The sequence below is a fragment of the Candidatus Avelusimicrobium aviculae genome, from assembly GCF_949292495.1.
Classification (GTDB): domain Bacteria; phylum Elusimicrobiota; class Elusimicrobia; order Elusimicrobiales; family Elusimicrobiaceae; genus Avelusimicrobium; species Avelusimicrobium aviculae.
In genome coordinates, this window is sequence record NZ_CASEZB010000009.1 from 19368 (window position 1) to 30229 (window position 10862).

13 protein-coding genes are annotated in these 10862 nt (G+C 50.5%); all 13 read left to right on the forward strand.

What is annotated here, in order from left to right:
• The first annotated feature begins 2 nt into the window (after positions 1-2).
• Positions 3-455: a hypothetical protein gene (locus ACQY33_RS02230; protein ID WP_428073527.1), complete on the forward strand. Its 453-nt coding sequence runs from the start codon at positions 3-5 to the stop codon at positions 453-455.
• Complete coding sequence (locus ACQY33_RS02235) at positions 452-1045, forward strand: LolA family protein (protein ID WP_428073528.1); 594 nt, start codon at positions 452-454, stop codon at positions 1043-1045. The genes ACQY33_RS02230 and ACQY33_RS02235 overlap by 4 nt, the downstream gene beginning before the upstream one ends.
• Positions 1042-3315: an MMPL family transporter gene (locus ACQY33_RS02240; RefSeq protein WP_428073529.1), complete on the forward strand. Its 2274-nt coding sequence runs from the start codon at positions 1042-1044 to the stop codon at positions 3313-3315. Before ACQY33_RS02235 ends, ACQY33_RS02240 begins: the two co-directional genes overlap by 4 nt.
• Positions 3312-3725, forward strand: coding sequence for a hypothetical protein (locus ACQY33_RS02245; RefSeq protein ID WP_428073530.1), 414 nt, complete (start codon positions 3312-3314; stop codon positions 3723-3725). Before ACQY33_RS02240 ends, ACQY33_RS02245 begins: the two co-directional genes overlap by 4 nt.
• Positions 3718-4077: a hypothetical protein gene (locus ACQY33_RS02250; RefSeq protein ID WP_428073531.1), complete on the forward strand. Its 360-nt coding sequence runs from the start codon at positions 3718-3720 to the stop codon at positions 4075-4077. The genes ACQY33_RS02245 and ACQY33_RS02250 overlap by 8 nt, the downstream gene beginning before the upstream one ends.
• Positions 4064-4525 (forward strand): acyl-CoA thioesterase, encoded by a 462-nt coding sequence (locus ACQY33_RS02255; protein ID WP_428073532.1) that lies wholly within the window; start codon positions 4064-4066, stop codon positions 4523-4525. Before ACQY33_RS02250 ends, ACQY33_RS02255 begins: the two co-directional genes overlap by 14 nt.
• Positions 4522-5667: a glycosyltransferase family 2 protein gene (locus ACQY33_RS02260; protein ID WP_428073533.1), complete on the forward strand. Its 1146-nt coding sequence runs from the start codon at positions 4522-4524 to the stop codon at positions 5665-5667. The genes ACQY33_RS02255 and ACQY33_RS02260 overlap by 4 nt, the downstream gene beginning before the upstream one ends.
• The gene (locus ACQY33_RS02265; protein WP_428073534.1) at positions 5664-6557 is read left to right on the forward strand and encodes a lysophospholipid acyltransferase family protein; all 894 of its coding nucleotides are present in this window, start codon (positions 5664-5666) and stop codon (positions 6555-6557) included. The genes ACQY33_RS02260 and ACQY33_RS02265 overlap by 4 nt, the downstream gene beginning before the upstream one ends.
• Entirely contained in the window at positions 6558-6815 is a 258-nt protein-coding gene (locus ACQY33_RS02270) for a phosphopantetheine-binding protein (RefSeq protein ID WP_428073535.1), read from the forward strand.
• A gap of 3 nt (positions 6816-6818) precedes the next feature.
• Positions 6819-8012 (forward strand): beta-ketoacyl-[acyl-carrier-protein] synthase family protein, encoded by a 1194-nt coding sequence (locus tag ACQY33_RS02275; RefSeq protein ID WP_428073536.1) that lies wholly within the window; start codon positions 6819-6821, stop codon positions 8010-8012.
• Positions 8002-8799 carry a beta-ketoacyl synthase chain length factor gene (locus ACQY33_RS02280; RefSeq protein ID WP_428073537.1) on the forward strand — a complete coding sequence of 266 codons (798 nt, stop codon included), beginning with the start codon at positions 8002-8004 and terminating at the stop codon, positions 8797-8799. Before ACQY33_RS02275 ends, ACQY33_RS02280 begins: the two co-directional genes overlap by 11 nt.
• Positions 8783-9916: an AMP-binding protein gene (locus ACQY33_RS02285; protein ID WP_428073538.1), complete on the forward strand. Its 1134-nt coding sequence runs from the start codon at positions 8783-8785 to the stop codon at positions 9914-9916. Before ACQY33_RS02280 ends, ACQY33_RS02285 begins: the two co-directional genes overlap by 17 nt.
• 244 nt (positions 9917-10160) lie before the next feature.
• A partial coding sequence (locus ACQY33_RS02290; RefSeq protein WP_428073539.1) for a hypothetical protein occupies positions 10161-10862 on the forward strand: 702 nt, incomplete at its 3' end.

Genomic DNA, 10862 nt, shown 5'->3' on the forward strand with positions numbered 1-10862 from the left:
CTATGCCAGCCCCGCGTATTGACTTAAATAAAATCATGCCGCACCGCCCCCCCATGCTGTTGGTGGAGGAAATTTTAGATATGGGGCAAAACTCCGCCCGGGTGCGCGCGGTGAACCCGCCGGACGGTTTATTTGCCGACAAAGAGGGCTTTTTATTGCCTGCCGCGTTGATAGAAATGACGGCCCAGTCTTACGCCGCTTTTGACGGAGCAAAACGTTTTTTGGAGGGCACATTGCCGGAAGATGGCGGCGGTTTTTTGGTCAATGTGCGGGATTTTGTTTTTTTAAACTCAGTGCGCGCCGGGCAGGAAGTGTATGTGGACGTAACGATTAAAGCCCGCTTTTTTGATACCCGGATTATAGAAGGCACGGTATGGGCGGACGGTAAAAAAGCGGCCCAAGGGCAGGTGTATGTTTTTGTGTGGGAAAAAACTTCCCCGCAGGAGGAAAAATGAAATTTGCTTTAAGTTTATTTTTATTTTGTTTCACCGTGGCTTTGGCTTTTGCCCAGCCGGCGGCGGGTTCCTCCGTGCCGGATAAAGAGGCCGTCACCGCCCGTTTTGCCGCCGTAAACACCATTGAAAGCCGCTTTACCCAGCAAAAATTTATGGCGTTGTTGGAAGAACCCGTAACCAGCGAAGGCGTTTTTTATTTTGAAAAACCCTCCCGCATCCGCTGGCAGTACACCAAACCGTTTCAAAACGGGTTTTTAATTGCCGATGGCGTTACTTACAGGTTGGAAAAGGATAAAAAAGAAGAACAAAAAAATCCGCTAGCGCATAATATAGCGGGGCAGCTGCTGGCTTGGCTTACGTTTGATTTGGAGGCTCTTTCCAAGCAATACGCGGTGGAATTTACCGCGGACGGCGTTATTTTGACCCCGCTTAAAAAAGGGTTGATTAATCAAATAACGGTTACATTCTCCGCCCAAAACAAGCAGGCCCTTTCCAGAGTGGAAATACTGGAAAACGGCGGAGATAAAACCGTTTTACGGTTTACTCACCCCAAAACCAATCAAAAACTTCCCGCGGAGGCTTTCCAATGAGCAAATGGTTTCACTGGATAAAAACTTACCGTACCGCCGCCATGGCGGGGTTGGCCGTATTTTCCTTATTGTGTTTGTGGGGATTGTTTCATATTAAATTTAAGGAAAGCATAGCGGTCATGATTCCCGCCAGCGTGCAGGAACGGGTGGGGTTGTTTCAATCTTCGCCTTTTAATTCCAAAACCTTTGTGGTGGTAACGGATAAAGACCCGGCCTTGGCGTTGGAAGGCGCCCGCCGCCTGCGTGAGTACTTGGCGCAGAAAAAGTTCATTTCGCTTCCGCCGGTACAAGGGGCGCAGTTCGGGCTTTCTTTGGCAAAAGCCCTGCCGTATCGTTTTACGGAGAAAGACTCGCAGGAAGCCTTAAAATTTATTACCCCGCAGGTCATTTCCGCCCAAATGCGGGATAATTTCCAAAATTTAATGTCTTTTCAGGGCTCGTTTTTAAAAGAGATGATTTTGCTGGATCCGCTGGGGCTTTCCAAACTGATGGGAGAAAAATTAAAAGCGTTTGATGTTACCTCCTCTATGGAATATGCCGACGGATTTTTAATTTCCAAAGACCACACCGCGGTGATAGGCATATATGAAGCGGCTTTTAACCCGGCGGATATTTCCGCTTCCACCCGCTTTAAGCAAGCTTTCCAACAGGCGCGGCAGGAAAATGTAATTCCCCATTCTTCCCGCGCTTTTTACCTGGGGGCGGCCCGTTATACGCAAGAAAATTCTTTTATTGTCCGTCAGGATTTAAAAGTGATATCCGTTCTGGCTTTAGTGGGGCTTGGGGCGTTGTTTATGGTGTTTTTCCGCCGTAAGCGGGCGCTGTGGATTTTTGCCCTTCCGTTTTTTGTGTTGGCTCCTTCCGCCTTGGTTACGTATTTGGTGTTTGGGGAAATATCCGGCATTACGCTGGGGTTTGGTTCGGTGGTTGCCGGGCTAGCGGTGGACTATTCCATTTATATGTATTTTGCTTTGTGCGGATCTTCCAAGGCGGTGCTGAAAACGGCGCGTAAGCTGTTGCCTCATTTGCTGTATAGTTATGCCACTTCCGTGGCGTGTTTTGCGGCGTTGTTGTTTTCGTCCATTGAGTTATTTAAACAAATTGCGGTTTTCTCCATAGCGGGACTGACGTTTGCGCTGCTGTTGGCGGTGTTTGTTTTTCCCGCGTTTTGGAAAAAACTTCCCCCCGCGCCGATTGTTACGTTAAAAAAACTTCCCCCGTTAAGAAGAACGGCCGCCGCCGTGATATTGTGTATTTTATTATGGGGCGGCATGGCGGGAGCGTTACGGTTGCAAATCAGCGGGAATTTAGACTCTTTAAATTCCGTTTCTGACGCATTTACTCAAGATAAAGCGCTGTTTGATAAGGCCTTTTCACAGCAAACGGCGGCCTCCGGCTTATTATTTGTATTTGGTGACAATCAAGACCTGGCGCTTAAAAATAATGAAAAAGTTTCCCGCCATTTAGGTAGGGACTTAGCCGTCAGCCTGGTGTATCCTTCGGAATACGCCAAAGATGAAAACCTGGTCCGCTGGCGGAAGTTTTGGGCCCAAAACGGGGAAAAAACGCGCGAGTTGGTGCGCCAAAACGCGCTTCATTGGGGACTCAAACCGGGCGCTTTTAAACCGTTTGAATATTTAACCAGTTTGGTGCAGGACCCGGACTCTTTTGATTTTTCCGCTTTTTATAATCCGTTTACACAAATTTCCGGAGGTTATGCGGTGGTGAATATGGTGCCGGACAGCCCTGCTTTTAACCAATTGGACGTACCCGGCGTAAAAACGGTGTTTGTGTCTGCCGAGGTTATCCGCCAAGACTTAATTGCCGGCGTGCGTACGGAAGCGGTAAAAATTTTGCTGGTTACTTTATTTTTGGTGGGCGGGCTGATACTTTATTTCTTTAAAAATTTGCGCGATACGCTGTTAACCTTTATACCTGTGGCGGGAGCGTTTTCTTTTACGTTTTTGGTGTTTTGGCTGGCGGGAATACAGGTTAATTTATTTATTCTGGCCTTCTTGCCGTTACTGACGGGGCTGGGGGTGGACTACGGGCTTTTTCAAGTAATCAAACACCGGGCGGGGCATAACAGCGTATTGTATCCGCAAAATGCGTTGGTGGCGGCGTCTTTATCCACGTTCATCGGGTTTGGGGTACTGGCGCTGGCTGAGCATAATGTGCTGTTTATTATAGGGCTTTCCGCCTGTTTGGGAATAGCCGGGGCGGCGTTGTCGGCCTTGTTTCTGCTCCCCCCGCTGTTGGAGGCTGAATGAGGTTTTTTTCTTTATTGGCTTGTATGGTGTTAGTGGCCGGTTGTTCGTCGGGCGTGGTATATAAAGAAGCGCCTTCGCAGGCTTTTAAGCCGCAAAAAGTGGTGCAGCTGCGCGGAAACGTCAGCCCGGTGGATTTGTATTTTACCGCCGTTACGCTTTTTGCGAAAGACAAAACCCGGGTGATTGTACTGGGGGATATGGGCATTAAATTGCTGGATTTTCAGGTTACCCCCAAGGGCAAAGCGGAAATTTATTATAAAATGCCCCGCATACCCGATTATTTTGCCCAAGCTTTTACCCGCATGGCCAAAAGTGAATTGTTAACGGAACCGGCCCGGCGGGTTGTATATAAAGACGCCCAAACCCGCCTTGTGTTTGAGGCCGAACGGGGAGACGACGCCCATGACTAATTTGCAAGACGCCATTGCCCTTTGTTTTAAAGGACGTGAGGGCCAAAAGTGCCGCTATGAAATAGGAGCTGATTTTCCGGCTTTTGAGGGGCATTTTCCCTCCCGGCCTTTGCTGCCCGCCGTAGTACAGCTGCTGTTTGTGTTGGACGCTCTTTCTCGGATAGAGCAGAAACATTGCGCTTTAAAAGCCGTTTCTAAAGCCAAGTTTAACCGCCCGGTGGGGCCTGAGAGCCGCCTGACGGTGGAAATACTCCCCAAAGGGAGTAATGTTTTTGTCGCCCAGCTTTTGTTAGACGGACAGCAAAAATGCGGGCAAATTTTATTTGAGGTAACAACCCATGAAACGCATTGAATATTTTACCCGCTGCGCGGGGGAGCCGGCCCCGCTGGAAAAATCCGTCCGCCGCGTGGTGCGTTTTAATGAGGTGGACCCCATGAACATCATGTGGCATGGGCATTACGCTTCTTTTTTTGAAGACGCCCGCATCGCGCTGGGGGACGCATACGGCATAGGCTATCAGGATTTTTACCGCCATGGTTTTATTATCCCCGTTCGGCGCATGCAGATAGACTATTTGTCCCCCCTGCAGTTCGGCCGGGAATATGAAATAAAGGCCCGCCTGTTTTATACCGAGGCCGCCCGCCTGGATTATGATTTTACGGTTTTGGATGAAACCGGATCCGTTCACGCGCGCGGATGCACCGTACAGCTTATTTTGGATAAAGAACAAAATTTATTGTTGGCCAAACCCGCTTTTTTTGAGGCGTTTTGCCAAAAATGGCGCGGCGGAAAGTTATGAGGTTTCTGGCTGTTATCCCCCTTTATAACCACGGTAAAACCGTACGGCAGGTGGTCCAAGGCTGTTTGCGGTGCGGCTGGCCCGTTTTGGTGGTGGATGACGGCAGCACGGACGAAGGCCCCCTCTCTCTGCGTTCTTTGCAGGTTACTGTGCTTACGTTGCCTACTAACCGCGGCAAAGGCGAAGCTGTTTTGCAGGCCGCCGCTTGGGCGCGTGAAAACGGGTTTACCCATATTCTTACGCTGGACGCGGACGGCCAGCACAACCCGCAAGATTTAGCTCTTTTGGCCCAAAGCGCGCGCCAATACCCGCAAAGCATTATCATAGGCGCAAGGCGTTTTGAGGGGCCGGATGTGCCGGCTTCTTCCAAATTTGGGCGTAAGTTTGCGGGTTTTTGGGTGCATTTGCAGACGGGTAAAGCCGTTTCCGATATGCAAAGCGGCCTTAGGTGCTACCCCGTTCAACTGCTGGAAGTTGTAAAATGCTGGTGCCGCCGTTACGCTTTTGAAGTGGAAATTGTGGTGCGCGCCTTATGGGCGGGGTTTGGCGTAAACGAGGTGCAAGTTTCCGTCTTTTATCCGCCGGCCGGAAAAAGGGTTTCCCACTTTCATAAGCTGGCCGACAACCTGCGCCTTACCCTTATTAATACGCACCTTACCATGCGCTCCATGCTGCCTTTTCCCCACCGGCAATATGCCTGCCCGGCAGGTTCAGCCGCCGGCGTAAAAAAACGCGGCTATTGGGAAGTAATGCTTGAAAACTTACGCCAAAAAGACAGCATTACCCGCAATGCTTTTTCCGGCGCGTGGGGTATTTTTTGCGGGTCTATTGCGTTGCCCGGCGTCAGGCAGGTTATGCTGTTTTGGGGGGCCGGCTGGTGGAATTTAAATAAGATTTTAAGTATTTCTTTTGAAAAACTCTGCATTGGCCCTTTTGTGCCCGCTTTGTGCATTGAAGCCGGGTTTTTTATGCGCAACGGCCGCTTTTTGACGGAGTTTACCCTCCAAACTTTAGGCCGCCAGTTCTTGCAGCGGGTGTGGGAGTGGGTGTTGGGGTCTTTGGTGGTGGCGCCTTTGTTGGCGGCGGCGGCTTTTTTGATTGTTTGGATTATCGGCTACTTTTTGCACAGGAGTTTGAAATGACTCAAAGCTGGACGGGCGCCAGTTTGGCTTCCCGTTTTAAACACCGTTTTGTATACGCGCTTATTTTTATAGGCGGGCGTTTTTTGGCGTATTTGTTTTTGTATCCGCTGGTGTTGGCGTATACGCTTTCCCCCTCCATACGCCGCAAAAGCCGGGCTTATATACAAAGGCGGTTTTCCCCCCGCAGCGCCTGGCAGTTTTTTAAACACGCCTACCGGCTTAATTTAACCTTTGCCCGTACGCTGACGGACCGTGCCGCATTGGGTATTTTGGGGCGCGTGGATATTGTTTCCAGCCAAGAGGACCGGGCCCTTTGCCAACGCCTGGCGGACGAACACAAAGGCGTCATTATGCTTAGCGGTCATTGCGGCTGCTGGCAGCAGGCCGCCGCCAGCATTCATTTTTTTAACGCCCCCAAATACATTGTGTATTATAGAAACCCTAAAGATAATGACAAAATGGTGCATGAGCACCGTTCCGCAAAAGCTCCCTTTACGTTTATTAACCCGGCGGGCCCTTTGGGGGGCGTTGTGGAAATGATGGCGGCCCTGCGGCACGGCGGCGTGCTTTGCGCCATGGGGGACAGAACCTTTGGCGCCGCCGGCAACAGCCTGCGGGCCCGTTTTTTGGGTGGAAGCGTAGCCTTGCCTTACAGTTTTTACCGTTTGGCGGCGTGTACGGGGGCGCCGGTGGCGGTGATGTTTTTCCCCTGGCTTGGGGAAGGGCGTTTTGGGGCGGAGATTGCGGAGGTTTTTACCGTGCCGGATTTAGGGCCCGATAAGCAAAACTATGCCCCTTACGCGCAAAAATTCGCTGACGCACTGGAAGCCTTTTGTGTAAAATATCCATATCAGTTTTTTAATTATTACAACTTTTGGGAGACTAACTAAATGCAAACTATTGAAGAATTGAAACAGCTTATCGCCGCCAATATTGATTTGGGCGGGGCGGATTTGTCCGGCTTTGACGCGGCTTCCCCCATTTTTGGCGAAAAAGGCCTGGGGCTGGACAGTTTAGACGCCGTAGAACTAATTATGCTTTTGCAAAAAAAGTACGGCATTACCATAGAAAATATGCAGCAGGGGCGTGAAATCTTTAAAGATTTGGGCACCTTGGCCGCTTATGTGGACGCAAACCGCAAAAAATAGTTTATGAAACCAGCCTGCTGTATTGGCGGCGCGGGCGTTATTTGCGCCTGCGGAGCCGGAAAAGACGCTTTATGGAACGGTTTACAAACGGGCCGTTCTTGTTTTGCGTTGCCGGCGGGCCGGGTAAACAGCGCGTTGGCGGACCGTTACCCCGTGTTTTTAATTCCTAAAGAAGATATTCCCGCCGGGCGGGGCAGTTTAAGTTTACGGTATTTTTTAACGGCCGCGCAAGAAGCTTTTTCTCAGGCGGGAGTAACGCCGCAGCAGCTGGCTGGGCTTTGCACGGGGGTTTGCGTGGGCACTTCGGTAGACGCGTCTTTTCATTGTTTTGACTCGTACGCCCGCTGGACCAAAAACGCATTGGAAGAAAAAGACGTGGATATCTTGCAGGATTATTTTTCCTCTTCCACGGCAATGGCGGTGGCGAAAGAGTACGGCTTTACCGGCCCGGTGCAGACGGTGGTTACCGCCTGCGCCAGCGGTACGGACGCTATCGGCTTGGCGGCCAGCTGGATTAACATGGGCGTGTGTGACGCGGTTTTATGCGGCGGTACGGATGAAATAAACCTAATCCCGTATGACGGGTTTATCCGCTTGCTGATATCTTCTAAGGAAAAATGCAAACCTTTTTCTAAAAACCGCGCGGGTATTAATATTGGCGAAGGGGCCGCCGCTCTTTTATTGTTAAGCCGGTCCGCGGCGGAAAAATTGGGGGTATCCCCGGCGGGTTTTGTGTTGGGGTACGCCAACGCTTGCGACGGTTACCACCCCACCGCGCCGGACCCGCAGGGCCAAGGCCTTGCCAGCGCAATTTCCGGCGCGCTTAAACAAAGCGGTCTGCACGCGGCGGATATGGCTTTTATTAACGCGCACGCCACCGCCAGCCAGGCTAATGACGCGGCGGAAGCGTTTGTTTTTAACCAGTTGCTTGCGGGGGTGCCGGTATGCGCCACCAAGGGGGTTACGGGGCATACGCTGGGCGCGGCGGGCGCGGTGGAAGCGGTCATTAGTTTGTTATGCTTAAATCATGGGCAGGTTACCCCCACCTGGGGTTTTGAGGAAGAAGACCCTGCCTTGCACTTGGTTCCCGTTACCCAAAGCGAGGTGATTTCCAAAACTTGTGCGGTTTCGTGTTCGCTAGCGTTTGGCGGGTGCAACGCCGCTTTAATATTGGGGGGCCGGCATTATGGCGCTTGATTTGTATATAGAAGGCTTTGCCTCTTGCGCGCAAGAGCCCAAACCGGAGGACTTTTCCCCCTGGTTTGAGGCGCGCCGCCTGCGCCGCGTGGACGGTTTATCGGCCCGGCTTCTTTTATCGGCCTGCCGGGCGTTGGAAATGGCCGGCCAGCCGGTAACGCAGGAAAAGCCTTTTGGCCTTTCTTTGGGGATTGGGCCGGGCAGTTTGCAAAATACCTGTAAATTTATGGACAGTATTTTGCAAGACGGGGACGAATTATCCTCCCCCACCGCTTTTGCGGGCAGTGTGCACAATGCGCCGGGGCTTACTTTATCTTTATTTTTAAATTTACGCGGGCCGTGTGTAACTTCCGGCCAGTTTAATACATCTTTTGGGGCGGCTTTGCTTACGGCTCGGTCGTTTTTGCATAGCGGCATGGCCCCGTATGTATTGGTAGCGGTGGGAGACAGTTTAAACCCGGTGGCCCAGGCGTTAAATGGGCAATATCCCGCCCGGGTAGAATATCCTTTGGCGCAGGATATTGCGTCTATGCAGACGGCGGCTTTTTTATTAAGTCCGCAAAAAACACCGGCATCCAAAGCGAGAATAACCAATTTTGATTTTTCTTTTGTCCACCCCGCCTATTGCCCCTCCGTGGGAGAGGCGTGGGCTCCGTTGGCGGCTGCCCCCGCCATACAATTATGCACCCTGCTTGAGCAGCCGGGGAACCATTTTGATTTAACGGCCTCTTCTTTGGGGGTTTGTTCTTTCTTGAAAGGAGAAACTTTTTATGCTTACCAGAAATGATATCCAACATATGTTGACCGACGCTTTGCGCGCCCAGTTGGCCAGAAGCAAAGCGGATGCTTTGTCTGTATTTGACAAGCAAAATTTTTCCGCCTTGTTTGACGGTTTAACCGTGGAACAGCGCACCCGCTTTGAAGAAGTTGCCGGAGATATGTTTAATCAGCCGGCAAAACGTTTTTCTTCATTGGAAAACATGATTAATTACTATTACGCCGTTTATTTATATTACGGACAAGTTAACTTTTTAACGTCCGGCAGTACGGGTGCTTATAAAAAATGCCCGCATACGACGGTTATGATAGAAGAAGAAGCCTGGGGCGTTAAGCCGGAGTTTGAGGGTGTAAAACGGGTAGTGGGCCTAGTTCCCGTACACCATTTATACGGGTTTACCTTTACGCTTATGCTCCCGCGCGTTTTACCGGCGGAGGTGGTTTGGCTTCCCGCTTTGCCAACGGCCAATTGGCAGGCGTTATTAAAAGAGGGTGATTTAGTGGTGGCTTTCCCCCTCTTTTGGCAATACTGGGTAAAACTGGGAAATAAGTTTCCTAAAGGGGTAAGAGGCATGTCCTCCACGTCCCCCATGAAAGATGAAACGATATCCGCATTATATGATTTGGGCATAGAAAAATTTACCGAAATATACGGTTCCAGTGAAACCGGCGCTATTGCTTTTCGCCATAATGCCGGGGAAGCGTTTGAAATTTTTGAGTTTTGGGATTTGGATTTAAAAGACCAAATCCGCCTGAAACGCAAATCTCAGCAGGAGTGGCAAGTCCTGCCTGACCAAGCCAATATGGAAAACGCCCGTTTTATCCGCCCCATCGGCAGAACGGACCGCTGTGTCCAGGTGGCCGGTATAAATGTGTATCCCGGGCACGTGGAAGAGGTTTTATCCCAACATCCGGCGGTGAAAGAGTGCAAAGTCCGCTTGATGCGCCCGGAAGAGGGTGAACGCTTAAAAGCCTTTATTGTACCCAACGAGGGGTATAGCGAGGCGCATTTGGGCATTATCCGCACTTATTTAAGCCAAAAACTTTCCGTGCATGAAATGCCCCGTTCCTTTACATTTGGCAGCCGACTGCCTGTAAACGAAATAGGCAAGGATTGCGATTGGTAAAACCAAAAACCCGCTTCTCTCTTTTTAAAGCGGGTTTTTTATGTTACAATACAAATAGAGGCGGCGGGTTCGCCTCATTAGCGCGTATAGCGGGATTTATCCCCGTCCTACGTGCTTTTTTTTACCCAAAAGACCCACTGCTTTTTTGGGCCTTTTTTCCCTTGTTTTTCGGTGAAGTTGGTGTTATAACATAAGTATAAGGACGTATTGCGTATTCCTATTTTTAAAAATGAGGCCTTTGAATATGACAAAATTTCTCTCCGTCGTTTTGAGTTTTTCTTTAATTTTTGCTAGCGTAGCTCCTTCTTACGCTCAAGCGGCTGATGCTGTTGCCAAAACCCGTGCTCAAGTATCCAGCGGTATAGAGCATGCGGTGAAGCGCGCGCGTGTACGCAACGGCAAATTTGCGGTAGCGGACAAGGTGGCGGAGGTAAAAGGGGTAGTGAAGTTATTGCGTGAAGGCTTTGATTCTAAAAGCGGGCAAGAGGGTCTGACGTATGAAGCGTTTAAATTGGCGTATGAAAAGGAGATGAAAGAGGTCTTGGCGCGTGGTTTGATGGAAGCGAAGACGGAAGAGGAGAAGGAGTGGGTAAAAAGTTTTTGGGGTGGTTTAGTGAGTGAAGAGGGGACGCGTGCTGCGTATAAGGAATATACAGCTTTAGAGGAAGAGGGTTTAGAAGAGAGCGAGGAGGAAGGGAAAGCGTATTTAAAGCAATTAGGGCGGGACATTATAGCGGTATATAAAGGGAACCGGAAGGCGGGCCTTGAGCTGATAACGGAGGGCTTGCCTGTATTTATGGCGGCGGGGGCGATAGACGGGGACGTACGTCAGAAAGGAGCTGCCGCGTTAAGGGAGAGCATTAAATCCGGTCAGAAGAGTTGTGGCGGGGTAGGTTTAATAAGCGGGGTAAAGGCACGTTTTGGGTATGACGGAGACGTTAAGGAG

What these genes read in the sequence shown, in the direction of transcription:
- ACQY33_RS02230 (WP_428073527.1), top strand. Translation starts at nt 3, where the DNA reads ATGCCAGCCCCGCGTATTGACTTAAATAAAATCATGCCGCACCGCCCC.
- ACQY33_RS02235 (WP_428073528.1), top strand. Translation starts at nt 452, where the DNA reads ATGAAATTTGCTTTAAGTTTATTTTTATTTTGTTTCACCGTGGCTTTG.
- ACQY33_RS02240 (WP_428073529.1), top strand. Translation starts at nt 1,042, where the DNA reads ATGAGCAAATGGTTTCACTGGATAAAAACTTACCGTACCGCCGCCATG.
- ACQY33_RS02245 (WP_428073530.1), top strand. Translation starts at nt 3,312, where the DNA reads ATGAGGTTTTTTTCTTTATTGGCTTGTATGGTGTTAGTGGCCGGTTGT.
- ACQY33_RS02250 (WP_428073531.1), top strand. Translation starts at nt 3,718, where the DNA reads ATGACTAATTTGCAAGACGCCATTGCCCTTTGTTTTAAAGGACGTGAG.
- ACQY33_RS02255 (WP_428073532.1), top strand. Translation starts at nt 4,064, where the DNA reads ATGAAACGCATTGAATATTTTACCCGCTGCGCGGGGGAGCCGGCCCCG.
- ACQY33_RS02260 (WP_428073533.1), top strand. Translation starts at nt 4,522, where the DNA reads ATGAGGTTTCTGGCTGTTATCCCCCTTTATAACCACGGTAAAACCGTA.
- ACQY33_RS02265 (WP_428073534.1), top strand. Translation starts at nt 5,664, where the DNA reads ATGACTCAAAGCTGGACGGGCGCCAGTTTGGCTTCCCGTTTTAAACAC.
- ACQY33_RS02270 (WP_428073535.1), top strand. Translation starts at nt 6,558, where the DNA reads ATGCAAACTATTGAAGAATTGAAACAGCTTATCGCCGCCAATATTGAT.
- ACQY33_RS02275 (WP_428073536.1), top strand. Translation starts at nt 6,819, where the DNA reads ATGAAACCAGCCTGCTGTATTGGCGGCGCGGGCGTTATTTGCGCCTGC.
- ACQY33_RS02280 (WP_428073537.1), top strand. Translation starts at nt 8,002, where the DNA reads ATGGCGCTTGATTTGTATATAGAAGGCTTTGCCTCTTGCGCGCAAGAG.
- ACQY33_RS02285 (WP_428073538.1), top strand. Translation starts at nt 8,783, where the DNA reads ATGCTTACCAGAAATGATATCCAACATATGTTGACCGACGCTTTGCGC.